This is a genomic window from Thermoanaerobacter mathranii subsp. mathranii str. A3, assembly GCF_000092965.1.
GTDB classification, from domain to species: domain Bacteria; phylum Bacillota; class Thermoanaerobacteria; order Thermoanaerobacterales; family Thermoanaerobacteraceae; genus Thermoanaerobacter; species Thermoanaerobacter thermocopriae.
Genome location: NC_014209.1, coordinates 1,549,545 through 1,575,017 on the forward strand (window position 1 = coordinate 1,549,545; position 25,473 = coordinate 1,575,017).

Annotated in this window: 27 protein-coding genes and 1 other RNA gene; 3 read left to right on the forward strand and 25 right to left on the reverse strand. The window is 33.4% G+C overall.

Features of this window, described 5'->3' with window-relative positions:
• Positions 1–7 precede the first annotated feature (7 nt).
• The 7 genes from tpiA to TMATH_RS07885 form a co-directional block, all read right to left on the reverse strand.
• On the reverse strand, positions 8–754 hold the full coding sequence (tpiA, locus tag TMATH_RS07855; RefSeq protein WP_028992664.1) for a triose-phosphate isomerase: 747 nt from the start codon (positions 752–754) through the stop codon (positions 8–10).
• Positions 755–767: 13 nt separating this feature from the next.
• The gene (locus tag TMATH_RS07860; RefSeq protein ID WP_013150545.1) at positions 768–1,949 is read right to left on the reverse strand and encodes a phosphoglycerate kinase; all 1,182 of its coding nucleotides are present in this window, start codon (positions 1,947–1,949) and stop codon (positions 768–770) included.
• Between the two features lie 64 nt (positions 1,950–2,013).
• The gene (gene gap / locus TMATH_RS07865) at positions 2,014–3,021 is read right to left on the reverse strand and encodes a type I glyceraldehyde-3-phosphate dehydrogenase (RefSeq protein WP_012995537.1); all 1,008 of its coding nucleotides are present in this window, start codon (positions 3,019–3,021) and stop codon (positions 2,014–2,016) included.
• Between the two features lie 49 nt (positions 3,022–3,070).
• Positions 3,071–4,093, reverse strand: a complete 1,023-nt coding sequence (locus TMATH_RS07870) for a sugar-binding transcriptional regulator (RefSeq protein ID WP_041591660.1) — start codon at positions 4,091–4,093, stop codon at positions 3,071–3,073.
• A 140-nt stretch (positions 4,094–4,233) separates the two neighbouring features.
• Complete coding sequence (gene rpoN, locus TMATH_RS07875) at positions 4,234–5,598, reverse strand: RNA polymerase factor sigma-54 (RefSeq protein ID WP_012995539.1); 1,365 nt, start codon at positions 5,596–5,598, stop codon at positions 4,234–4,236.
• 106 nt (positions 5,599–5,704) lie between these two features.
• Positions 5,705–5,977: an acylphosphatase gene (locus tag TMATH_RS07880; protein WP_012995540.1), complete on the reverse strand. Its 273-nt coding sequence runs from the start codon at positions 5,975–5,977 to the stop codon at positions 5,705–5,707.
• A 15-nt stretch (positions 5,978–5,992) separates the two neighbouring features.
• Positions 5,993–6,817: a Cof-type HAD-IIB family hydrolase gene (locus tag TMATH_RS07885; RefSeq protein ID WP_012995541.1), complete on the reverse strand. Its 825-nt coding sequence runs from the start codon at positions 6,815–6,817 to the stop codon at positions 5,993–5,995.
• Between the two features lie 172 nt (positions 6,818–6,989).
• Between TMATH_RS07885 and TMATH_RS07890 the strand changes: the two genes are divergently transcribed.
• Complete coding sequence (locus TMATH_RS07890; protein ID WP_012995542.1) at positions 6,990–7,397, forward strand: transcriptional regulator PerR; 408 nt, start codon at positions 6,990–6,992, stop codon at positions 7,395–7,397.
• Positions 7,398–7,459: 62 nt separating this feature from the next.
• Here the strand turns inward: TMATH_RS07890 and TMATH_RS07895 are convergent, their stop codons facing one another.
• The 9 genes from TMATH_RS07895 to ssrS all read right to left on the reverse strand — a co-directional run bounded on the left by TMATH_RS07895 (position 7,460) and on the right by ssrS (position 15,920).
• On the reverse strand, positions 7,460–8,929 hold the full coding sequence (locus TMATH_RS07895; protein WP_013150547.1) for a VanW family protein: 1,470 nt from the start codon (positions 8,927–8,929) through the stop codon (positions 7,460–7,462).
• A 98-nt stretch (positions 8,930–9,027) separates the two neighbouring features.
• Positions 9,028–9,669: an endonuclease III gene (gene nth / locus TMATH_RS07900; protein WP_013150548.1), complete on the reverse strand. Its 642-nt coding sequence runs from the start codon at positions 9,667–9,669 to the stop codon at positions 9,028–9,030.
• Positions 9,650–10,792: a tRNA epoxyqueuosine(34) reductase QueG gene (gene queG / locus TMATH_RS07905; protein WP_013150549.1), complete on the reverse strand. Its 1,143-nt coding sequence runs from the start codon at positions 10,790–10,792 to the stop codon at positions 9,650–9,652. Before queG ends, nth begins: the two co-directional genes overlap by 20 nt.
• Before the next feature lie 226 nt (positions 10,793–11,018).
• On the reverse strand, positions 11,019–11,246 hold the full coding sequence (locus tag TMATH_RS07910; RefSeq protein WP_012995546.1) for an alpha/beta-type small acid-soluble spore protein: 228 nt from the start codon (positions 11,244–11,246) through the stop codon (positions 11,019–11,021).
• A gap of 83 nt (positions 11,247–11,329) precedes the next feature.
• Entirely contained in the window at positions 11,330–11,518 is a 189-nt protein-coding gene (locus TMATH_RS07915; RefSeq protein WP_009052854.1) for a ferredoxin, read from the reverse strand.
• Between the two features lie 122 nt (positions 11,519–11,640).
• Positions 11,641–12,297, reverse strand: a complete 657-nt coding sequence (locus TMATH_RS07920; RefSeq protein WP_013150550.1) for a helix-turn-helix domain-containing protein — start codon at positions 12,295–12,297, stop codon at positions 11,641–11,643.
• Between the two features lie 56 nt (positions 12,298–12,353).
• Positions 12,354–13,694, reverse strand: a complete 1,341-nt coding sequence (locus TMATH_RS07925; RefSeq protein ID WP_013150551.1) for a radical SAM protein — start codon at positions 13,692–13,694, stop codon at positions 12,354–12,356.
• A 331-nt stretch (positions 13,695–14,025) separates the two neighbouring features.
• On the reverse strand, positions 14,026–15,669 hold the full coding sequence (locus tag TMATH_RS07930) for a nucleoside kinase (RefSeq protein WP_013150552.1): 1,644 nt from the start codon (positions 15,667–15,669) through the stop codon (positions 14,026–14,028).
• A 73-nt stretch (positions 15,670–15,742) separates the two neighbouring features.
• Positions 15,743–15,920, reverse strand: a non-coding RNA gene (gene ssrS, locus TMATH_RS11670) — 6S RNA.
• A 126-nt stretch (positions 15,921–16,046) separates the two neighbouring features.
• Between ssrS and TMATH_RS07935 the strand changes: the two genes are divergently transcribed.
• Complete coding sequence (locus TMATH_RS07935) at positions 16,047–16,940, forward strand: radical SAM protein (protein WP_013150553.1); 894 nt, start codon at positions 16,047–16,049, stop codon at positions 16,938–16,940.
• Here TMATH_RS07935 and TMATH_RS07940 read toward each other — a convergent pair.
• The gene (locus TMATH_RS07940) at positions 16,935–17,792 is read right to left on the reverse strand and encodes an RluA family pseudouridine synthase (RefSeq protein WP_013150554.1); all 858 of its coding nucleotides are present in this window, start codon (positions 17,790–17,792) and stop codon (positions 16,935–16,937) included. The two genes, TMATH_RS07935 and TMATH_RS07940, sit on opposite strands and share 6 nt — an antisense overlap.
• An 87-nt stretch (positions 17,793–17,879) precedes the next feature.
• Between TMATH_RS07940 and TMATH_RS07945 the strand changes: the two genes are divergently transcribed.
• The gene (locus TMATH_RS07945; RefSeq protein ID WP_013150555.1) at positions 17,880–18,347 is read left to right on the forward strand and encodes an NUDIX domain-containing protein; all 468 of its coding nucleotides are present in this window, start codon (positions 17,880–17,882) and stop codon (positions 18,345–18,347) included.
• Here the strand turns inward: TMATH_RS07945 and TMATH_RS07950 are convergent.
• The 8 genes from TMATH_RS07950 to rlmD all read right to left on the reverse strand — a co-directional run bounded on the left by TMATH_RS07950 (position 18,336) and on the right by rlmD (position 25,294).
• Positions 18,336–18,533, reverse strand: coding sequence for a YgiT-type zinc finger protein (locus tag TMATH_RS07950; RefSeq protein WP_013150556.1), 198 nt, complete (start codon positions 18,531–18,533; stop codon positions 18,336–18,338). The genes TMATH_RS07945 and TMATH_RS07950 overlap by 12 nt on opposite strands.
• A 385-nt stretch (positions 18,534–18,918) precedes the next feature.
• Positions 18,919–20,250, reverse strand: coding sequence for a replication-associated recombination protein A (locus tag TMATH_RS07955; protein ID WP_013150557.1), 1,332 nt, complete (start codon positions 20,248–20,250; stop codon positions 18,919–18,921).
• Positions 20,251–20,318: 68 nt separating this feature from the next.
• Positions 20,319–20,933 (reverse strand): glycerol-3-phosphate acyltransferase, encoded by a 615-nt coding sequence (locus TMATH_RS07960; protein WP_013150558.1) that lies wholly within the window; start codon positions 20,931–20,933, stop codon positions 20,319–20,321.
• A 31-nt stretch (positions 20,934–20,964) separates the two neighbouring features.
• Positions 20,965–21,102 (reverse strand): hypothetical protein, encoded by a 138-nt coding sequence (locus TMATH_RS12045; RefSeq protein ID WP_198002308.1) that lies wholly within the window; start codon positions 21,100–21,102, stop codon positions 20,965–20,967.
• 78 nt (positions 21,103–21,180) lie between these two features.
• On the reverse strand, positions 21,181–22,401 hold the full coding sequence (locus TMATH_RS07965; RefSeq protein ID WP_013150559.1) for a patatin-like phospholipase family protein: 1,221 nt from the start codon (positions 22,399–22,401) through the stop codon (positions 21,181–21,183).
• Positions 22,402–22,471: 70 nt separating this feature from the next.
• Positions 22,472–22,762: a carboxymuconolactone decarboxylase family protein gene (locus TMATH_RS07970; protein ID WP_054644789.1), complete on the reverse strand. Its 291-nt coding sequence runs from the start codon at positions 22,760–22,762 to the stop codon at positions 22,472–22,474.
• A gap of 155 nt (positions 22,763–22,917) precedes the next feature.
• A complete protein-coding gene (locus TMATH_RS07975; protein WP_013150560.1) occupies positions 22,918–23,703 on the reverse strand; it encodes an alpha/beta hydrolase in 786 nt (261 codons plus the stop codon).
• 277 nt (positions 23,704–23,980) lie between these two features.
• Positions 23,981–25,294, reverse strand: a complete 1,314-nt coding sequence (gene rlmD / locus TMATH_RS07980) for a 23S rRNA (uracil(1939)-C(5))-methyltransferase RlmD (RefSeq protein ID WP_408643080.1) — start codon at positions 25,292–25,294, stop codon at positions 23,981–23,983.
• Positions 25,295–25,473 lie beyond the last annotated feature (179 nt).

The following is a 25,473-nucleotide window of genomic DNA, read 5'->3' on the forward strand; positions in this document are numbered from 1 at the left end:
CCTCTCCTTAATAATTGACAATCTTTGCAAAATCTGTTGCTACAAGACTTGCTCCCCCTACTAAAGCCCCATCTATATCGCTTTCTGCCATGAGTTCAGAGATGTTTTCTGGTTTTACACTCCCCCCATACTGTATTCTAACTAAACTTGCTTTTTCTTTTCCATAAAGGGAAGCTATAGTATTTCTTATAGCTTTTATGACTTCATTGGCATCTTCAGCTGTAGCCGTTTTGCCAGTACCTATAGCCCAAATTGGCTCATAAGCTATTACTACCCTGACGATGTCATCTGGCGAAACGCCTTTTAATGCCTCTTTAGTTTGACTTAAAACTACTTCAAAAGTTTTTCCTTCTTCTCTTTGAGAAAGAGATTCTCCTACACACACAATAGGACTTAAGCCGTGAGATAGAGCGGATAAGACTTTTTTATTTACCGTTTCATCCGTCTCACCAAAATACTGCCTTCTTTCAGAGTGACCTATTACAACGTATTTCACGCCAATCTCTTTAAGCATTAAAGGCGAAATTTCTCCTGTATATGCACCCTTTTCTTCCCAAAACATATTTTGAGCACCCAAAAGAATATTTGTACCTTTGATGACTTTGCTCACTTCTGTCAAGTCCACAAAAGGAGGTATGACTACCACTTCCGCTTTTGCCTCTTTTACTTGAGGTATCAATTCCTCAACTAACTTCACAGCTTCAGAAGGGGTCATGTGCATTTTCCAATTACCTGCAATTATTGGTCTTCTCAAAGCAAACACCCCTTTACTTGTCATTTAAAACATCAATCCCCGGCAACACTTTGCCTTCTAAAAACTCTAGTGATGCCCCTCCTCCAGTAGAAATATGAGTAACTTTATCAGCATAGCCCAATTGCTCTATAGCGGCTGCAGAATCGCCACCACCTACTATTGTAGTACCTTTGCATTCACTTAAAGCTTTGGCAATGGCCTCTGTACCTTTTGCAAACTCAGGAATTTCAAAAACTCCCATAGGCCCGTTCCACACTACTGTCATGGCGTGTTTTATCACTTTTGAGTATTCTTCAATAGTCTGAGGTCCAATATCTACTCCTATTTGGTCTTTAGGCATTTTGTCTATATCCACTACTTCATAAGGTACACCTGATTTCAATTCTTTAGCAATAACTGTATCCACAGGAAGCATCAAATTAACACCTTTTTGATTAGCCTTTTCCATTAATTCTTTGGCCAATTCTATCTTATCCTCTTCTAAAAGAGATTTTCCTATTTCATAGCCTTTCGCTTTAATAAAGGTGTAAGCCATACCACCGCCAATTAAAAGGCTATCTACTTTTTCTAATAAGTTTGTTATTACTCCTATTTTGTCTGAAACTTTAGCTCCTCCCAATATTGCAACAAAAGGTCTTTTTGGGTTTTCAAGCGCTTCTCCCATAATCGTTAGCTCTTTTTCAATTAAAAAGCCTGATACTGCCGGCAAGTATGCAGCAACTCCTGCTGTTGAAGCATGAGCCCTGTGAGCCGTACCAAAAGCGTCATTTACATAAATATCTGCTAAAGAAGCTAATTCTTTTGCAAATTGAGGGTCATTTTTCTCTTCTTCTGCGTGGAATCTCACATTTTCTAAGAGCAATACTTCGCCTTCTTTTAATGCGGCTGCTTTCGCTCTTGCATCCTCTCCAATCACATCCTCTGCCATAGAAACTTGCTTACCTAAAAGTTCAGACAACCTTTTTGCAACAGGTTTTAAAGAATACTCTGGATTAAATTTTCCTTTAGGTCTTCCCAAATGAGATACAAGTATTACTTTAGCCTTATTATTTATTAAATATTCTATAGTGGGCAATGCTGCTTTTATCCGAGTATCATCTGTTATATTTTTATTTTCATCCATAGGTACATTAAAGTCTACTCTAACTAAAACTCTTTTTCCCGCCACATCTATATCTCTCACGGTTTTTTTCATCACAAAAACCTCCTTATATTAGGATTTAAAGGTCCGGTCCATAAAAGGACACGGACCTTTTGTGTTAGAGCCTATCAGCAATATATTTTGCTAGGTCTACGACTCTGTTGGAGTAACCCCATTCATTGTCATACCAAGAAACAACTTTAACTAATGTTCCATCAATTACCATTGTAAGCGGTGCATCAACTATAGAAGACCTGTCGTCTCCCTTATAGTCCATTGAAACTAATGGCTCTTCAGAATATCCTAAAATGCCTTTCATATATGTTTCAGAAGCTTCTTTCAAGGCTGCATTTACTTCTTCAGCTGTGACAGGTACTTCAACTTCTGCAACTAAGTCAACAACAGATACGTCTGGGGTTGGAACTCTCATTGCAAAACCATTCAATTTTCCTTCTAGTTCTGGAATTACTAAGTGGATTGCTTTTGCAGCACCAGTTGTAGTAGGTATTATTGACATAGCAGCAGACCTCGCCCTTCTCAAATCCTTGTGAGGTAAATCAAGTATTCTCTGGTCATTGGTGTAAGAGTGAACTGTTGTCATCATACCTTTTTTAATACGGAATTTATCATTAATTACTTTAGCTATTGGTGCTAAACAGTTGGTTGTACAAGAAGCATTTGAAATCACATGATGGTTAGCCGGGTCATACATGTTCTCATTTACGCCCATAACAATTGTTATGTCCTCATTTTTAGCAGGTGCGGAAATTATAACTTTTTTCGCCCCCGCATGTATGTGCTTTATCGCATCGTCTTTGTTTGTAAATCTTCCTGTGGATTCAATTACAATGTCTACTCCTAATTCTTTCCATGGAAGTTTTGCAGGATCAGTTTCCTTGAAAATTTTGATTTGCTTACCATTTACAATTAGCGCATCATCCGTATAAGATACTTCTCCTTCAAATTTACCAAAAGTAGAATCGTATTTTAATAAATGAGCCAATGTTTTTGCATCTGTTAAATCGTTGACAGCTACAAATTCAAGGTCAACATTTTTTTTAAATGCAGCTCTGAATACATTTCTTCCAATTCTTCCAAAACCATTGATAGCAACTTTAACACCCATTATGTATTCCTCCTTGATTTTTTATTTTATAAACACCTGAAAAGGTGTTTTAAACAATTTTTAAAATCTCAAAAGCAGCGCCTTCATCAGTGACAAGCACCTGTACATTGCTACTTCTGCAGGTAGAAACAATAGCCTCTGCTTTGCTTTTTCCTCCAGATACAGCTATCAAATTTTTAACAAACTTTAAGTCCTCTAAAGTCAAGAAAATACTTGGGGTCGCATAGACCACCTTTCCTTCTTTATCAAAATAATATCCTAAAGCTTCAGATGTAGCATTTTCCCTCATTAAAAAATCTCTAATATCTTGTGGTAAATTTCTTCTTTCTGCCATTACATCAGAGCGTCCAATACCAAATATCAATATATCAGCTCTTTTTAAGGTTTCTACCACATCTCTTATATCTGGCTCTTTGATAAGACTTTTTACCGCTTCTTTTCCTAAATTATCTGGTACGTGCAACATTTTATATGTACCGCCGAGCTTTTTGGCTAAAATTGAAGCGATTGTGTTTGCTTGCTTTTCTACTTCTTTCCCCAATCCACCACGAGCAGGTACAACTACTATGTTTGATTTGGAATAAAGCTGAGGCATTCCTTTTGCAACTTCTAAAACAGTTGATCCTCCAGTTAAAGCAATAATACTGTCATCATTTATTATATTTTTTAGGTAATTCGCTGCCGATTTTCCTAGTTCTTTTTTTATCATAGGGTCTTGTTCTACGTCTCCTGGGACCACTATGACTTTCTCAACACCCAGCTTGTCCTTTAACAAACTCTCAATATTGTTAAGCCCTTTAAGCTCATGTATAAAATCTTTCAAATTCTCAATTAATTCTTCTCCCTCTTTAGTAATAGTCATACCTAAGGGATTTATATCCACCAAACCTTGAGCCTTTAAAAAAGATACCTCAGTTCTAATTATTCGTTCCCCCATATTCAACTGGTGCGAAAGTGCCCTTCGCCCTATGGGTTGATTAAAATATATGTTTCGCATTATAGTATATCTCTTTTGAAGTAAATCTATTAACTCTGGTACTATTTTTTGTTGTAAAGCTATAATATCCTTCATGCCATTTCCCTCTTCAGGACAGTTAAAGTCCCGTTCTTCTATAAATGTCCCACGCTTCATAAAAAATATCCGCACTAACTATTTTATACTATTAATAAAGCTTTTTCAATAGCCTAAATGGGCATTTACATGCCCATTTTTTAATATCTTCTTCTTTTGATAGTAGAAGGAATATTGCATTCCTCTCTATATTTTGCCACTGTTCTTCTTGAAATATTAATATTTTTTTCTTTTAAAATATCAGCTATTTTTTGGTCACTTAGAGGATTTGCAGGGTCTTCTTCTTCAATCAATTTTTTTATGAGGTTTTTAATAGATTCAGCAGAAATTTCATTCCCATTTCTGTTGGAAATACCAGATTGGAAAAAGAACTTTATCTCAAAAAGTCCTCGAGGAGTTGCAACATATTTGCCGTTTATAGCTCTGCTGACGGTAGACTCGTGAACACCTACAATATCAGCAACTTGCTTTTGCGTCATAGGCTTTAAATAATTTATGCCTCTGTCAAGAAAATCTTTTTGTAACTCCACTATTGCTTTAACTACTTTATACAAAGTTTCTTTTCTGCTTTCTAAACTTTTTATAAGCCACATAGCTGATTGCAGCTTCGTATTTATATATTTTTTAGCTTCTTCATCATTACTATTCAAAATAGAATGATAGTAATTATTAATCTTGAGCTTAGGAGTTATTGAATCGTTTACTATTACAAAGTATTCTCTATCTCTTTTTATCACTTCCACATCTGGTACAATATATCCTACATCTGCTGTAGAAGAAAAGCTACTTCCTGGTTTAGGATTGAGTTTTTTTATAAAATCTACAGCTTGTTGCACTTCTTTTAAGGAAATATTGTACAACTTTGCTAAATATGAATACTTACCTTCTGCAATTTCCTCAAGATGATAGTCTACCAACTCTTTTATAATACCTTTGTAATTATCTTGAGCTAAAAGTTGGAGTTTTAAACATTCTTGCAAATTGCGAGCTGCAATTCCTGGAGGGTCAAAAGATTGGACTATAGATAACCCTTCTAACACCTCTTCTTCAGAACATTCTAAAATCTTCGCAATGTCTTTTATATCTTCTCTCAAATAACCACTCGGACTTAGACTAAATATTATATATTCACATATTTTTTTGATTTTGTGAGGAATAGGTGTTATGTGAAGTTGAAACAAAAGGTGGTCGCTCAAAGAGGGCTTTGGAGACACAAAATTTTCATAATTGACTTCTTCAATTTCTTCATCATCAGAATCATCGTAATACATTCTCTCTTCTGTCTCTCGTATATATTTAGACAACTCATACAAGTCATATTCATATGCATCTTCTTCCTCAGATGTTTCTTCTTTTTCAAGAACAGGATTAGTCTCTAATTCCTGCTCTATAAGAGCATTAAGTTCTAAGGAATTTAACTGCAAAATCTCAATAGCCTGTTTTAGTTCAGGAGTCATTATAAGTTTTTGAGTTTGTTGAAGCTTTAAATCGAATTCCATCCTCATATTCATGCACCCTCAATCGCTATTAAAAAATTAATTCATCAATCAGTAAAACTCTTTTTAATTATTATATCATATTTAAACGTTTTATTAAATAAAAAGAAGAGTACTAATAAATTCGAAAATCTCTATACTCCCCTTTATAATTCGACCAATTTTCTTCCACATTGTCCACTCTTGCCCATCTCAAACCTGTTTTAATAAAATTTATCAATTCTTTAATATTTTCCTCTTCCCCTTCTGCAACAACTTCTACACTGCCATCGTAAAGATTTTCCGCATAACCTGCAATTCCCAAAGAAACTGCCTTTTGATACACAGAATACCTCAGTCCTACTCCTTGCACATGGCCAGTTATGCGCAAATGTACTGTTTTTTTCATAGAAATACTCCTTTCTTATGATTTCAATACAAACTTATCAATAACGTGCTTTACGCCATCCTCCATATTAGATTTCGTTATAAAGTCTGCTACTTTTTTGACCTCATCAATAGCATTTTCAACTGCAACACCTAAACCTGCAAATTTGATCATTTCTATATCGTTCTCACTATCTCCTATTGCTATCATTTCTTCTCTTTTTATTCCCAAATACTCTCCCAAAATCTTAAGTGCCCTTCCTTTGCTAACTCCTTTGTTCATAATTTCAACATTGTCTATATAGGAACTAGTTATGTGTATCGAGGCATTCTTTGACAATTCCCTCCTTATACTTTTTAATACTTCAACATCATCATTAAAAACTATGATTTTTAAAATACTATTTTTTAATTTGTCCAACTCTTTTAACGGCTCCTTTATCTCCTGGACATCCACTTTTAATTCTGTTTTAAATAGCTCATTCCATTCGGCATACCTTTGAAACTTATTTGTTATCTCAGGAGAAAACACTGTTTTCTCACTTATAAGCTGGAAATATGTATTGTACTTCTGGCATACTTTTACAATTTCCACCATGCTGTCATAATTTAGAATGTTTTCATAAATAGTGTTATTATCAGGGTCTCTTATCAAAGCACCATTGCTTGCAATTATGTAAGTTCTAAAGCCAATCATATCTGCGTAGGCATAAGCGGAAGCATAAACCCTTCCTGTAGATATTACTACATATACTCCCTTTTCCTGAGCTCTATGTAATGCTTCTATATTATCTTTAGATATAGTTTTATCATGTCTTAGAAGAGTATCATCCATATCTATAGCAATTAATTTATATTGCATCCCTTTCAACTCCTTATTTTATTGTGTTCAATTATATTATACATTATATCACTGTAAATTACCATATTGCCGATTTGTTCAAAACAATTGACATTATTAATGAATAGAGATATAATTAAAACATAAAATATTAAAAGAGAAATATTATCTTTTATGAAATGGAGTTGATATAATGGAGGAAGCTGCCGCCCTTTTAAAACAAAAAGGGCTTAAAGTAACACCTCAAAGATTAGCAATACTTAATCTGCTTAGAAATACAAAGGAACATCCTACAGCAGAAACTATATACAAAAAGCTTGCCTCTGATTTTCCCACAATGAGCTTAGCGACTGTATATAAAACATTGGAAATTTTGAAAAACATGGGATTAATACAAGAATTGAATGTAGGGGAAGGTAGCTTCAGATACGATGCTAACACCAATTCTCATCCCCATGTCGTCTGTATAAGTTGTGGCAAAGTAGAAGACCTCGATGAATCTCTTCTAAAAGACGTTTTAGATGAAGTTAGTCAGTATACTGATTACAAACTCGTAGACCAAAAGCTCTATTTCTACGGTTATTGTCCGATCTGTCGCTAGAAACTTAATAATTAAATATCACCTCCCATTTTCATTGATAAAAAATGGGAGGTGATATTATGTTAAGGCGAAGAAGTTTCTTCTTCTGAATTCTGTGGTGGCTCTGGATTAACTTGAGCATTATTTTCCTTTTCTGTCGGTGACTCTTGAGATTTTGAATTTTCTACTTTTTTAGTTCCTTTTTTAACTACTCCATCCACTGGCCTATACACATCTGTATATAAAAATTCTCTTTTAACCAATTTATTATTTTCATAAATCAAACGATATACATTGACTTTATAGCCAATATGAGGCTGTATCTCCACAACTTCTTCTCCTTGAGGTAGTTTGGGGTCATCTATATATTTTATTTTAGGTTCATATTTTTCAACAACCTCTGACTGAATATCTACCCATTTTGAAGGATTTTTCACATAGCCATATATGTTCATTACTAATTTGTTGCCTTCTATGTAGGACTCAATATAGATAGGATATTGAGTAGAATTTTTAAATTTTAAATCTAAAGCATTTCCAGAAATAGTAGCATCTTGCCCTGGTGGTACATAAGCTACTGGAAAACTGTGATGGTATCTCTCAGTAATTGTTATATCCGCCCTTAAAATTGCATTATACAGGGTTGTAGCAATTTGGCATACCCCTCCTCCTATATCCGGTACCAGTTTATTACCTATTATTACAGGGGCTTCTTTGTAACCGTTTTGTATTATTCTCGGCCCTAAAGTTTTATTAAGAGAAAATGTCTCACCCGGCATAAGCAATGTACCGTTTACAGCTCTTGCCGCCACTAGTATATTCTCTGAACGGTTTGCATCTTGAAGATTAAATACAGTAGAAAAAGTGGAAATTCGTCCATTAATCATTTCTAGCATTGATTTTGTAATTTTTGCTTCAACTTTCTCAGCTACAATCTCTACTTCTGTCTTTTCTGTCTTTCCTTTTATTAACTCATTTATAAGTTGTTTTAGATTTTTTAAAGTTTTCTCTTTACTAACTTTTACCCCTTCTATATCTGGTGTAATTTGTTTTACTCCTCTTGTAATTTTTATTTTAGCATTAACCGGCTCTTTATCAATCTCTTGAGAAATTTTATCAACAAATTCTTTTAATTTATTTTCATCGTACTCGGGATAAAAATTAAGATATTTTCCTCTTTTTTCTGTTACATAAATTTCTCTTATTCTTTCAACAGGATTTCCTTCTCTACCTATTTTGTAAGCTTCTTCTACCATTTCTTGATAGTCATAAGACAAGTTCATATCTTTTGATGTGATAATAAAATCTTTGTCTTGATACTTAGCGATAACAGAAAAAGAAGGAATTTTTATCTTGTCTTTAAGAAAATTTACTGCTTCTTCTTTTGTCATTCCTCCTATCCCTATGTTATTTACAAAAATCCCTTTTACAATAAGATCAGAATTAATCATTAAATAAAAATACCCAAAAGAAAATGATAAAAAAACTGTCATCAGTAAAATAATTGCAATGTAAAAATAATTATTTTTTTTAGCACCGCCTTTCGCTTGCATTTACTTCTCTCCTATTCCCCTTATTTTCTTACATCAGTATGATATTACAATTAACCCTCTAATACAATTAATAATTTCTTAAAAAGGTTACAAAAATATTAATTTTTTCTTTCCTTAAAATACAAGCACAGATGATTTACAGGACACTCATCACATTTAGGCTTTCGCGCCATGCATAAATTTCTTCCGTGATGTATTAAAAGATGATGAGACAAAGACCATAAGTCTTTTGGTATTATTTCCATAAGCTGTTTTTCAGTTGCAAAAACATCTTTACTGTCCGCCAGACCTATGCGATTGGACACTCTAAAAACGTGAGTATCCACTGCTATGGCCTGTTTGGAAAAAGCATTGCTTAAAACTACATTGGCAGTCTTTCTACCAACCCCTGGCAATGCCATTAATTCCTCTAAAGTTTCAGGCACCTTGCTATCATATTTCTCCTTTAAAATTTTACACGTCTCCAATATGCTTTTTGATTTACTCCTATACAAACCACATTCCCTTATTTCCTCTTGCAGTTCTTCTGGAGTAAGTTTTAGAAAATCCTCCGGTGTTTTATACTTATTAAAAAGCCTGTCAGTAATTATATTAACTCTTTTATCTGTACATTGAGCTGATAAAATTGTGGCGATTAAAAGTTCAAACGGATTAGTAAATTTAAGCCCTGACTTAGCATTAGGATATGTTTCTTTTAATATTTCTATAACCTTTAAAGCTTCATCCTTTGTGATTCTCAATTTTATCCCCCTTTAATTTGTTTAATGCTTCTGTCATCATTTTCTTCGCCATTTCATCTTTTTCTCTAAGCAAGGCATTTTCTATTTCACTTAAAATTTCTTTGTCACACAAATTAGAAAGAGCCCATGCACTATATCCTCTCAAAAGAGGACTTTGGGATTTTAATAAGTTTTTTATGGGTTCTATACAATTTTTTTCCTTTGTATTTACACAAGAAATTATAGCATTTCTTATTATAATACTTTTCCCTCTCCAAGAGGAAGAAGTTGGCCCAAAAATTTCTTCAAATTCTTTTTTTGACATATTTAAAATTTCTATTAATTCGTGCCTTGGCAGTAACTTATCCGGTAGAAATTCAGGCCTTATAACCTTTTTTGCTCTTTTATTAAAAGGACATACCTGCTGGCAAGTATCACAGCCGTATATTCTTCTACCCATTTTCTTAGCCATTTTTTCGTCTATTTTGCCTTTTTTAACTGTAATATACGATAAACATTTATTAGCATTTATTATATAAGGCTTAACTATAGCTTTGGTAGGACAAGCTTTTACACATAAATCACAATCTCCACATTTAGATTGTTTCGGTATATCCGACTCAAAATATTTGTTTATAAGTATTTCTCCTAAAAAAATATATGAACCATATTCGTCGTTTATTATAAGACCATTTTTGCCATACCAACCTATTCCAGCATGATAAGCGATTTCTCTTTCCAAAAGCGGGTTATTATCCACTAAACATATTGTTTCTACGCCTTCACATTTTGATTTTATAAACTCGGAAAGTTTTTCCATCTTTTCTTTTAAAACTTTATGATAATCTATTCCCCAACTAGTTCTTGAAATTATACCAAAATTTCTACTGTAATTTTTAATCTCATATTTTACATTATATGATAAAGCTATGGCAATAATTGATTTCACTTCAGGCAAAATAAATTCAGGAGAAATTCTTTTTTGAATATCTCTCTCCTCAATAGAACAACTATATCCTAAGTTTTCTCTCTCCTTTAAAAAATTTTTATATTCTTTTAAACAATCTGGACTGGCAAAACCTATTAAGTCAATGCCAATTTGTCGTGCATAATTTTCTATTTCTTGCTTAGTTACACAACCCATAACTTATCCCCTTTATCTTCCCAAACAAATTAACCATGTACTTATTACAGTCGGAATTTCTTCAGCAGTTTCAAAATATTTGGATCAATTTGCCTCTTTAATCTGTCAAAAGTTAATTTTTTTATAACAACACTATCTTTTTTAATAATAATTATTCGCCAACAAATCAATTTTTCCTCTTTTTACACAAAGAATAAATTTTGGCTGAAGGACTAGCTCCAGCCACTTAATCTTCATCATCAATTTTACCATCTCTTTTATCCATCTCTTTTTCTGCAAATTTTATCATTTTTCTTACCATGTTTCCTCCTATTTTACCAACTTCTCTCGTAGTCATGTTTTCCCATCCTCGTTTTTCAACATCATCATCTAAATTAAGATCTTCAGCGACTTCTTGCTTTAAAGAATCCAACTCATCCTCAGCCTTAGGATATAGCTTTTTTCTTTTTCCCATAAGAACCCTCCACATTTCGTTTTATCAATATTTTCTCCAAACCTTTTTCTAAAAATGTATAAAAAAACCCGGAAAAATCCGGGTTATTCTTCTTTTATTGCCTCTGTAGGGCAAGAGCTCATTGCATCTTGCACACAATCTTCTAAATCAGCTGGAACTTCATCTACAATTACATGAGATTTCCCTTCATCATTCCAATCAAAAACATCTGGGCACATGTCTATGCAAACCCCACAAGCTATGCATTCGTCTTGGTCGACATAAACTTTCATACCATTACCTCCTAATCTTTTTATGTAAAATTTTACACATACATTATATCATTAACCTTTTCTTGCTTCAATAGTTTTTAACTTTCTCATTGAAAATATGCAAAAAAATAAGGCGTATAGCCTTACGCAATTGCAAGAAGTTCTCTTAAAAAGTTATTGAGTAAAGTAACATCTTGCGAATTCAGTTTATTTAAATTGATATAAAATTTTTGAATATTTTCAGCTAATTTCTTGTCTATATCGCTCTTTATTCTAGTGTACAACAAAACCCCTAATACTGCTCCTACAAATAAAACTAAAGAAGAAGAAGGATTAACAGAGGCCAGTAAATTTTCTATACTTTCTATGGATAGGCTTCCCGCCATCCTAAGTTTTAGTAAAAATGCAGTAATAGCATATGCACAAAATTCTATAGGCTTAGTAGCCTGAAACATCTCATTTAATATTTCCTCAAGAGAATTAGACTTACTATTTTTTACTTTTTTAATCAAAGTATCTCTCAGGGAATTCCATTCATCTTTATCCGCTTTTTTAAATATTTCATAAGCTTTTTCTGTTGGTAAAAATCTTAAAGTAGATCTTCCTTGGCTTTTTTCCTCCCCAAGGTAATACTCAGTCTTGACAAAATCACCTTTCTCTAATTCCTTTAAAATATCATAAGCTGTCCATTTGCTAATTTTCATTGCCTGCGCCACATCTGTATAGTGAACAGGCTCACCTTTTGAATCATAAAGTTCAGTTAGTGTTTTTAAAAATTCCACCCTCCTATTTGTCAGCATCTCAACACCCCATTAAGTAATACTATCTAAATTTATAGGGGATTTTAGTATTTATGTCAAGCCTCTTTTTTCATTTCCATTTTTTTCTCCCAAATTTCGTTGGCTACTTTACCCCAATTATCAGCAACCACTCTTAAATCATCGTAGAGGTTTTTGATGTGAGAGGCTTCACTAGCTTCTGTGTGTTTAGCTCCTGACTCTTCTACTATTTCTAAAAGTTTTTCTGGGTTATCAATCAGTGGACAGGGTCTTAAGTGATTTTGATTAAAAGGCTGTCTCTTTCTATAAGCTTTCATAATAGGAGACTGCAGCGCTTCTTTCAGGCTCACCTCATTTATATTTACATTGGAATAATGGATAAAAGCACAAGGTTCAACCTCTCCCGCTGCATTTATGTGCAAATATCTTCTGCCTCCTGCAATACATCCACTGCTGAATTCACCGTCATTCCAGAAATCTATCGCGAAAAGCTCTTTTGTAGCTCTTATATAATTTATTCTCTCATACATATACTTCCTCTGTTCAGGTGTCACCATAAATTGGATGTCGGGGTCTCTGCCAACAGGAATATAAGTAAAATACCATGCAAAATATGCGCCTTTATCTATCATCATGTCTACAAACTCATCACTTGAAATTTCCTCTACATTTGTTCTTGTGTATGTAGCTGAATACCCAAAAAGAACTCCATTTTCTCTCATCAAGTCCATTGTTCTCATAATCTTATCAAAAGTACCTTCTCCACGTATTGCATCATTAGTCTCTCTCAAACCATTGATACTTACTGCAAAAGTAATATTTCCCACTCTTTTAACTTCCCTTATCATATCTTCGTCAATTAAAGTTCCATTAGTAAATAAATGGAAAACTTGGTTTTTATGCCTTTCAGCAAGCTTTATAATGTCTTTCATTCTAACAGTAGGCTCTCCACCTGATAAAACTATAAAATATATACCTAACTCTTCTGCTTCTGTACATACTCTATCCATCACTTCAAAGGAGAGATTATGGGGTTTGTACTGTCCTGCCCAACAACCAGCACATCTTAGATTACAAGCCTCTGTTGGATCCATTAAAATTGCCCATGGTACAGAAACACCTAACTTTTCCTCCCACTCTTGCTGCTTAGGAATACCTTTTAAACTAGCATTTACCAAGAAATTAACTACCAACGTCTTTAAAATATTTTTATCAATATTTTTAAGTCCTTTCACTGTAAATTTGTACCAGTTGCTCTCCTTGTCATTTAAAAATCTTCTCACGCTTTCTATCTGTTGTTTATGCCGTGGCATTATTGCAATCTTTGACATGATATTAGCTAACGTGTCCAAATTCTTTTCTGGGTTTTTATCCACATAGTTAATAATGGTACTGACAAGCGGGTCAATCACATTCATAAAAACTCCTCCTCTACTTGATTTTATTTTTATCCCAAAACATCAAATTAACCCAAAAAACCCAAATTCCATTTTAGCAATATTGTACCATTTAAAAAACAATATTTCAAGTATATTTTATGCTTACAAGTGTTATTTTATTTACCTAATTGCAAATCTTCTCCAAAAACTCTTATTATTTTCTTCTCTAAATTGCAAACAAGAGTTACAATTGTGACAAAAATTCCGTTTGTCGCTAAAGAAATGTAAGGACCTCTGGTTCCTTAAATATTCCTTCTTTTTTGTAAAAATTCTACAAAACAAAATAGGAATCCATTGAGGATTCCCAAACTTAAACATCAAGGCAACTGCCGCCTATAAATTCTCTTATGATAGAATTAGGTGGTATTGCCAATTCATCTTCTAATGGAAGGAAATAGCTTAAAAACTCTAATATTTCTTTAGCGATTGAATAAGCGGGATTGTTTTGGGAAACATTTTTAAGTAGCGGTTCTGCATATTTTTTTAATACAGGCAACTCATAAGGTAAAAAAGAATTAAACATGACGTCCGCCTGTTCTTGATAAGGGAAAATCCATTTTTCTTCTCCTCTTCTGACCATAGGCCACATGTTTATAGTCTCTGCAGCATCGCTGGAACGGAATTGGCTATCTCTCACTATGCGTCGTATCAACCTCGTTTGAGTAGTAGGTATTCTGTTGTGCTCGTCAAGATTTAATTGCGTAATAGCACTTACATATATTTTGTATTTATTATCTTTGGGTATTTGCAATGTCAATTTTTCGTTTAAACCATGTATACCTTCTATTAAAATAATTTGGTTTTTATCAAGTTTTACTTTTTTTCCCTCTGGTTCTCTTTGTCCTGTTTTAAAATTAAAAATAGGCATTTCCACTTCTTCACCCTGTATAAGTTTTATTAAATGCTCATTAAAAAGTGGTAAATCTAGTGCATCAATTGCTTCAAAGTCATAATTTCCAAACTCATCTTTTGGAGTTAGTCCTCTTGGAACAAAGTAATTGTCTAATGATATTGGAAAAGGATTTTGACCATTTGCTCTCAGTTGAACACTTAATCTATGAATAAAAGAAGTTTTGCCTGAAGAAGAAGGTCCCGCAATTAAAACTACTTTTATCATTTTGTTTGAAGTTATATAATCCGCAATTTTTGCTATTTTTTTCTCATGAAAAGCTTCAGAAACCAATATTAAATCTCTACCTTTTCCCTCTCTTATCATATCGTTTAAAGAAGAAACATAGCTTATGTTTAAAATACTTGCCCAATCTTCTGCTTCTTTAAAAATAGAAGCAAGTTTAGGAACATCTACAAATACAGGCAATGAACGAGGATTATACACATCTGGAGCAATTAAAATAACACCCGGGAAATAAAATCGTATATCAAATACTTTTAAATAACCTGTAGAAGGTACACAAGGGCTGTAGAAAAAATCTACTGTCCCATCACAATAATAAACGGGAACCTTCTCTTTGTTAGTATCTTTAAACAATCTTACTTTCTCAGTTAGTCCTTCCTTTTCAAATAATTTTATTGCCTCTTCTTTGGGTAACATTTTTCTTTCTATTTTGAAATCTTTTTCTATTATTTCTTCCATCCGCTTTTTAATCATTGAAACAATTTTATTATTTAAAGAGTAACCATGTATTTCACAGTATAGCCCTTTACCTAGCGAATGTTCTATAGTTACAGTAGCGCCAGGAAGTAGCTCTTTTACAGCTTTAATAAAAACAAAAGTTAAACTCCTTCTGTAAATCCTCGTACCTTCCTCAATCGTTGTATCTACAAATTCCACTGTGCTATCCTTTGAAACTGTGCAGTTTAAATCTTTTAGCTCATTATCCACTTTTGCAGCTACTATTATCCCATTGTAAACATGCTCAAAATCTTTGGCAATATCCTCTAATTTTGTCCCTTCTGGGTATTCATAGATATTACCTTCAATGGCAATTTTCATAAAAATCACCTCAACAAAATTATACATCAATACAAGAAAAAATTAAAAGCTCCTGCCAATACAGGAGCTACAAACTTATCCCACGAAGCCGTAAGGCTATGTTTTCATACCCGCTCTCGCAGGTGGGTACCCTGTCACCAGCTTCTGAAGTCCTGGCGTAGCAGGCATTTCTTCCACTGGTGAACCCGGATTCCCGAAAAAGGTGCGTTGGTTGAAAACAAATTAGCCTAATACAAACTTCCCAGGACTTTATTGTTTTTCGTTTTCAATTATAGTTTACGACAAATACTTTTTAATTTCAAGTGTAAAATGTGGAAAATATCAAGCTTTATACAAAAAAATAAAGAGTGATATAATATTTGGTGGAGGGAAATTCTATGGAATCAATAAGAAAATGTAATATATGTCCAAGAAACTGCAACGTAGATAGGTCGAAGTCAAAGGGATTCTGCAACATGCCTTGGCAGGTAAAAGTAGCAAAAGCATATCTACATCATTGGGAAGAGCCTTTTATAAGTGGTACGAGAGGCTCTGGAACAGTTTTTTTTAGTGGTTGCAATCTAAAGTGTGTTTTTTGTCAAAATTACGAAATAAGTCAATATCAATTTGGAAAGTTTATATCTGTTGAGGAGTTAGCTCAAATTTTTTTAAACTTGCAAAAACAAGGAGCTCATAATATAAACCTTGTTACTCCTACAATTCATGTCTTCTCAATAAAAGAAGCAATTTTATTAGCAAAAAGGCAAGGTCTTCATATACCTATAGTATATAATACAAACGCCTATGAAAATGTAGAAACTTTAAAAATGTTGGAAGGACTAATTGACATATATCTTCCTGACATTAAGTATTCCGATGACACTCTTGCAAAAAAATATTCTAAAGCCCCTAATTATTTTGAGCATGCAACAAAAGCAATATTAGAAATGTACAGACAGGTAGGAATACCTCAATTTGATGAAGAAGGAATATTAAAAAAAGGTTTAGTAATAAGACATCTCTTAATGCCAGGTCGCGTAGAGGACACTAAAAAAATTCTCTTGTGGATTAAAGAAAACCTCCCAAAAGAAATATATGTAAGCTTAATGAGTCAATATACCCCTTATTATCAAGCCCAAAAGTATCCAGAAATAAATAGAAAAATCACTCCTAAAGAATATGATGAAGCCATAAATTTTTTCTTTGATATCGGCCTTGAAAATGGACTAATTCAAGAAATGGAAAGCGCCAGTGAAGACTACATTCCCGATTTTGACTTGGAAGGATTATAATAATTTTAGCAAATGTTGCATATCTTGTGGCAAAGGTGAATAAACAGAAATACTTTTTTCCTCTAAAGGGTGTACAAAAGTAAGTCTATATGCATGCAATGCTTGCCTTTTAATATAATCATCAGAAGAACCGTACAATGTATCTCCTACAATAGGATGTCCAATATGGCTCAAATGTACCCTTATTTGATGAGTTCTTCCAGTTTCAATTTTTACCTTTAAAAGAGAAAACCTTTCACTGCTTTTTACCACTTTGTAGTTGGTAATAGCTCTGTCTCCTTCCTCGGATACCATTCTTTCAATTCCACTTTGTGGTTTTCTAGATATGGGAAGGTTAATTCGACCTTCCCCTTCCATTTTTCCTTCTACTACCGCAAAATAAAGCTTACTCATAGGCTTTACAATTTGAAGATAATACTGCATAAAAGGAAGTTTAGCAAATACAACCAGTCCCGACGTGCCTCTATCTAAACGATTGACCGGTCGGATTAAAGCCTTTAATCCTTTATCCTTAAAATACCAAGCGACTCCATTGGCAAGTGTTCCGCTCTGATATCCTTTGGTAGGATGAACAACCATATTAGCAGGTTTATTGACTATTAAAATTTCCTCATCTTCGTAACATATATCCAAATCCAACTTTTCCGGAGCAATATTCGAATCATTTTCAGGAAGTATTAAATCAATCACATCTCCCGGTTGTAAGATTCTTTTCACATTTGATTTTATACCATTTACCAATATCTCTCCTTGCCACTTATAAATTCTAATAAGTCTTTTAGAAAAACCTCTGTTCCTCAAAAAGTTTTCTAATATAACGCCTTTTTCATTTTCTCCAACAACTAATCTCATCTTATTATCACCATTCTCTAATTTATAATGTGAGAAATTTATGTGGTATAATCAATTTATAAATAAAATAAGGTGGTTGGTGACTTTATGAAACAAATAATTGTAGGAGTAGAGGGCATAGTTATAAAAGATGGCAAAGTTTTATTGGTAAGGCATACTTATGGTCAATTTAAAGGCAAATGGATAATACCCGGCGGTCATGTGGAAGCCGGTGAAAACATAGACGCTGCAGTCCTTAGAGAAATAAAAGAAGAAACTTCGATAGAGGCTCGCGTAAAAAACATTATCTCTATAATAAGAAGTATACTCCTGCCAGATAACAATTCGGAAATATACATTGTTTTTCTTTTAGACTACGTTTCAGGTACGCCTACTCCCGATGGAATAGAAAATGACTCTGCAGATTTTTTAGACATAGATGAAGTTATAAAAAATGAAAATGTAGTATACCTTTCCCGCTATTTAATTAAAAAAGTATTGACCTACAATTATAATAAATTGTCCCCCGACCCTTTTTATCCTTTTGATAATTTAAATTATAAACTATTTTGTTGAAATGTATTCGTACTTATCTTTATTTTTAAAAGCCTCATCAAGCACATCTGTATCATAATAAATTGCACCACATTTTTGACAAACATATGCTGGTACATCTTTAATTATAATAGTTTTTTTCCCTCTTGCCACCTTATACTCTACATTTTTTATCTCTATTTTACCTCCACAAAAGCATTTTTCCATTTGCTCCACTCCCTAATGTCACCTGCGAATTGATAAAAAATTATCTACTTGATTATATCATAAATTTCGACACAAATCGATTAAAAGTTAAGCAAAAATTTTACCCCAAATGTTTAAAGACGTAGAGACCCCTTGCAGTGCGTATTCTGAGAAACTCTTATAATTTGTAGCCATTCTATTATGTCTTTCATATTATAAAAGTAGAAGTCAGCCTAAAAAAGGAGGTAAGTTTATGCCTGACAAACACAAACATCATGAAAACCACTGGATTTGGATTATAATAATTATTTTGATAATCTTACTATTTGTACCCGGCATAATCATATTTGAAGAGCCTAAAAATACTGTTTAAGAAAAAGGGGCATTTGCCCCTTTTTCTTAATAATTATTTTTTTCTCTTTTTTAAGTTGTTAATTTGCTCTAATCTCTCTTGTATGTCCTTCTCAAAACCAGAATCCGTAGGTACATAGTATTTTCTGTCTTTAAGATTATCCGGTAGACATTGCATATCAGTTACTTTATCTTCAAAGTCGTGAGCATACTTATATCCTTTCCCATATCCTAATTCTTTCATAAGCTTTGTTGGAGCATTTCTTAAATGCATAGGCACACTTTCAGCAATTGTCTCTTCTGCATCTTCCTTAGCTTTATTATATGCCATGTATACCGCATTAGATTTAGGAGCTAACGCTAAATATATCGCCACCTGTGCAAGATTTACACTACATTCAGGCATTCCAATATAATGGCAAGCATTATAGGCTGCAACAGCCATTTCAAGAGCTTGAGGATCTGCTAAGCCAATATCTTCAGAAGCAAATCGTATCATCCTTCTCGCAATATAAAGAGGGTCTTCTCCGGCTTCTAACATCCTTGCGAGCCAATACACTGCTGCATCCCAATCGCTATTTCTTAAAGATTTATGAAAAGCAGATATTAAATTATAGTGTTCTTCTCCTTGTTTATCATATAGCAAAGTCTTCTTTTGCATTGCATCAGCTAATATATCATCTGTGACAATTCTTCTCCCTTCAGTTACCTTAGCCCCCATAACCGCAATTTCTAATGTGTTTAAAGCAACCCTTGCATCACCATTTGCAAAAAGCGCAATTCTTTTGAGCTGTTCTTCTGTTATACCAATTTTGTACATACCCAATCCATTTTGCTCATCTTTTAACGCTCTTTTAAGCAGTATAAGTAAATCTTCTTCTGTAAGAGGTTTCATGACAAAAACTTTAGAACGAGACAGAAGGGCTGAATTTACCTCAAAAGAGGGATTTTCTGTAGTTGCACCAATTAATATTATATTTCCCTTTTCTACATGAGGTAAAAAAGCATCCTGCTGAGCTTTATTAAAGCGATGAATTTCATCAATAAATACAACAGTTCTAGTTCCATGCATAGCATCCAATTCAGCTTTTGCCATTATCTCCTTTATCTCTTTGATTCCTGATAAAACAGCACTAAAAGTGACAAATTTAGAATTTGTCATATTAGCTATAATCATAGCAAGGGTAGTTTTACCTACCCCTGGCGGTCCCCATAAAATCATTGAAGTAATATTATCTTTTTCAATCAATTCCCTAAGTAATTTCCCTTTACCTAAAAGATGTTCTTGACCTACAAACTCATCTAAAGTTCTAGGTCTCATTCTATCGGCTAAAGGTTTATTTTTCCTCACTTCATTATCAAATATAGATGCTTGTTTGTATTCCATATTTTCTCACCATATTTAAGTTTTATTTTTGTACTTTCTCTTTTCTAATCTTACAATCGGACCTGGCTTCAAAACTTTTGTACCGTTTTGGCTTTTAAAATAACATTCATATCTTTCTTTCTTTTATATAAAAGCACAGCAAAGTTGAGGATCCATAGTAAAAGTAAATAACTTTCAATACTACTCAAAAACAACAATCCACCTAAAATGCAAAAACCCACAAGGTCTAATACAGCATCTATTTCAGGTATAGAAGGCTTACCTTTATTATACACTCTTTCCCCTAATTTTAAAATTCCAAGGATCACAGCGTACATAAATGAAGCTTTAAAACGAGTAATTGCACTCCACACTCCAAAAGTAGTAGCTAATGCTTTTCCACCTCTAAATTTCAAAAATGGTGAAAAAGCATGTCCTAAAATAGGTGCTATTGCAACAATTGCAATGGCATTTCCTGCAATATACTCTTTTTCAAAGAAATACACAAGTGGAAAGTAGCCTTTCATGAAATCAAAAGTAGCGCCGATAACACCCATTTTAAAGCCAGCTGCATGGCCAAGATTAAAGGCTCCAGGATTTCCATCCCGTACTTCCTCTAATCTTTTACCTACCATGAGACCTATCCAATAAGAAAACATCAAAGAGCCACAACCGAACTCTATAATACTAAGTAAAATAATCATACATTATTCCTTCTCCCTACACTAAAAGCCATCAAACTATTAAAAAAGCAGTTTCAAATTTCAAAGTGTTTGCACTCAAAATTGCTCCTTTGCTAAATCCATGTATTTTACCTGTAACTCCATAAGGAAACCTCCTAAAAGAGACAAGGTCATATTTCTTTGCTTTCATAATATCACACAAGAAAATGATTATCAACCTCTCTATCTCTATTTTATCTGTCCTCCAATTAAGCAGTATTACAGTAAGTTAGCCAAAAATAACTTTCCCGACTTCCTTCATAACTTCATTTTTAGTAAATATAGAAAGCACATCTATCTTTTTAATTACCCTTTCTATTATTTCTTTTATTTCTTCTTTATCTTCCTCAACAGCTTCTTTGTCACAATTAATTTTCTCCCTTACAGCGCTAATTAGCTTTTCGTAGGTATAAACCCTAAATCTCTCTATTTCATAAATCTCCGCCAGGTTTTCTAAAAGAGTCAAAAATATTTCATCGTAATCGGCATCAACTTTCAAATCCAATAAGGAGCACAATTTAGGGATAATAACTTCAAACAAAGCTCTCTTTGCTGGAATTTCTTTATTTACTCTAAAGATATCCTTTAAATTTTCAATTCTTCTTTCCTCTAAATTCATAAGGTAGCGGATAAAATATTCCTTATCCCCTTTCGGCTCGATATAATACTTATCTCCCTTTAGTCCTTTTAAAGCCTTTAAACCATCAAAGTATCCTAATTTAAGGTTATCCCTTACGACGTTTTTATCAAAATCCAAAATCCCTCCTAAATCTTCCTTTGGAGAAATAACTAATGTATTTAAACCTCTAAAATCAATTTTTTTCACTATGCCAAAACTGCCAGTCCTTATGATTATCAAATCTTTATAGCCTTTTTTTATTAGTAAATCAGCTGGAAGATTGTTGTATACTCCTCCATCCAGATAACTTTTTCCATCAATTTTCTCTCTTTTAAAGACAGGTAAATAAGCACTTGCCATCAAATAATCCACAAGTTTCCCATAAGGTATGTCTTCAATATATAGTTCAATAGGCTTAAAATCACTTAAAGAAACAGTAACAATCGCAAAATCTTTTCCCGAATTTCTTATCTTATTTTCGTCTATAACCTCTTTTAGCAAATTCTTAAGAGGAGTTATATTAAGCCCCCCTTCCTCAATAATTTCCTTTAGCAACTGCGTAACTAAAAAAATATCCTCTCTTCTCCATTTTCCTTTTTTAAACCTCTCAATTTCCTCATCATTAGCCTTTATGACTTTAGAATAGGAAATATCATGCCACAGTTCATATGCTTTTTCAAAATTGCCTTGTACAATAATAGCACCATTCAAAGCTCCAACAGAAGTCCCTGCTACCCCTCTTACTTCTATACCTTCTTCAGCCAAAGCTTTGTAAGCTCCTATCTGATATGCCCCCCTTGCACCTCCGCCCTCTAAAACAATTCCATACATTTTTCCCACCCCTATTTTACAACTCAATTTTTATCATTAATGGCAATATGCTTTTCTTTTAAAAAGTTGATTAATTAATGCAGCTTTTATATGCCTCTTCATCAAAATTTCCTGCTCTCTCTGCATAGTGTTCAGCAAAGATTATAGCAGCTAATTGATCATCAGGCACATCACCAAACTCACCATTCAACAATTTTTTTACCTCCTCATTAGACACACTAGCTATTAAAGCCTCTTTAGTATGAAAGTAACTACAGTAAGGACATCTATTCATTTGTGTCACTGCCAGCATAATTCTTTCCACAAAGTCCTTGTTCAATTTCACTCTTTTTTTAGGTTTAGGCTGTCCTTTGTTTGTCAAAAAACCCTCAACAAATCTATAAAAATTTTCGTATCATAAAATTTGTTTTCTTTTTCCATAGCTATTTAACTTCCAATTTAAGACCCACTATTTTAGTATGTTTTAACTATATCAAATCTTTAAAAAATATATAAAAACTTAAAGGATAGCACTTGCTATCCCTTTAAATTTTCTTTAAAGAAATTAACAGACTCTTCTATAGCCTTTTTCTCCCATTCCAACTTATTGAAAGTGTGATCTGCACCTTCAATGGTAATTCGCTTTGCATTGCCTCTATACACTTCTTCAAGTATTTTATCTGATACCTCATATTTTACCGCTGCATCTTCTGTGCCATGAACTATCAAAACTGGCTTATCATACCCTTTGGAAAGTTCAAATATATTTAGTTTTGTCAAGTCGTCTATAAATTCTTTACTCAAAGCTAAGCCGCCGATGTCAATTATCCCCTCTCTTTCAAGAATTTCTCGCATTTTTTCGTCAGCATTTTTACTTTGCTCTAAAATCAATTCCGGCATGTTAAAAGCAGGAGCCCAAAGAACCAAAGCCTTTATTTCCTCCTTTAACTCACTTGCAATGACTCCGGCCACTGCTCCTCCCATACTAAGCCCTAAAATACCTATATTCTCTACATCCGTCATAGGTTCATTTTTTATAAATTTTATTATTTGCCTTGCATCTTCTAGCTCCCCACTAAAAGTCATTTCGCTAAAATCTCCATCGCTTTCTCCAGATCCGTAAAAATCAAATCTCACACTGGCTATACCTACTTTTTCCAACTGACGTGAAAGCTTTACAAAAATAAAGTGAGGCTCCATTTTATTGCCAGTAAAACCGTGGAAAATAGCCACCATAGGGACTTTTCCGTGAATACCGTGAGGTAGGTGCATCATACCTCTTAATGTTTTTCCGTTATAAGTAAATTCAACATGTTTTTGCATAATTTCACCCCTCTTTATTTTCTAATATTTAGTATACCACACCTTTGAAATAATTACCATATAATTATACACCGTTATTTGGAAATCCATTGTAAATTTTATAAAAATGGTATACCATCTTTAATAAAACCTGCTTCATCAATTCTTTTACTATGACATCTATTTCAAAGTCGACAGTTTTCTTAGCATATCGTATATTTCTCCTATTAATACCGCAGTGATTTTTTCTTTTGCCTGTTGTTTATTCTGATTGGCCAAGCGGCTCACACTCTCATTTTTACTTTCTCTCCATTAACACTACCGTCTCAACATGATAAGTATAAGGAAACATGTCTACACATTTTACTTTATCTACTTTATATCCTCCTTCACTAAAAACTTTTAAATCTCTTGCAAGAGATTCAGGATTACAAGAAACATAAACTACTTTTTGAGGATTAAACTTCACAATATCCTCAAGAGCTTTTGGGTTGATGCCAGACCTCGGAGGGTCTACAATCACTACATCAGGCTGTTCTTTGATTTCTTTTAGTTTTTGTGAGACATCCCCAGCAATAAAAGTGCAATTTTTAAGTCCATTGAGTTTGGCATTTTCTCTCGCCGACATAACTGCTTCTTCCACAAGTTCTATCCCAATCACCTTTTTAGCCATTGGAGCCATAATTATGCCTATGGTCCCTGTACCAGAATATAAATCAAAAACTATTTTGTCAGATACATCTCCAGCAAATTCCCTTACCGTCTCATAAAGTTTTTCTGCCCCGTATGAATTGGTCTGAAAAAAAGAAAATGCACTTATTTTAAATTTTAAATCCAAAATCTCTTCTATTAGATAATCTCTTCCATATAACACTTCTAATCTTTCACATACCACAGCATCCGACCAAGAATCATTTTGAGTATGCAGTACACCCACAAGATGACTTCCAAAATTCGCATTTTTATATATTTCGATAAGCTCTGTAAAGTCATGTTTCAACTGTGTTGTTGTCACAATATTCAACAAAATTTCCCTTGATTTTGAAGCTTTCCGAACCACCAAATGTCTCAAAAAACCTTCATGAGTCTTTTTGTCATAAAAAGGCAATCTCTTATTTATCGCATACTCAAAAGTGAGAGTTAAAGCCTTAATAAAATCACCATCAACAATATTACATTTATCCGTCATGATTACCTCATAAAATCGACCTTTTCTATGAAGTCCTAACGCCGCATTGCCCTCTTTATCTTTTCCAAAAGTGTATTCCATTTTATTCCTATAACCATGCTCTTTAGGACTTTTTACAATCCCTAAAAATTTATAATCTTTTATTCCTTCTTTTTCAAGAAGCTTTTTTACAATGTTTTCTTTTATTTTGAGTTGTTCTAAATAATCAACATTTTGATAAGTACAACCGCCACAATCTCCAAAAAGCGGACAAAGGCTCTCTTTTTCCAAGGGTGAATTTTCTACTATTTCTACCGTTTCCGCTTCTAGTATCTCTTTTTTTATCTTTTTAATTTTCGCTTTTATTTTTTGTCCTAAAAAAGCTCCTTTTATTTTTACCCTTTTCCCATCGTAATAGCCTATTCCAAATCCACCAAACTCCATCTCTTTTATCTCAACTGTTATAATATCATTTTTTTTCACTGTACCATTCCTCCTTTGCTATTTAGATTATACCTTATCCTACTCAATAATTCTAAATAATTAACTAAAATGTTTTTAGCAAAAATAAAATAACTTCGCAAAGACATATTAAAAAGTCTGCATTCAAGCATAAAAGCAGG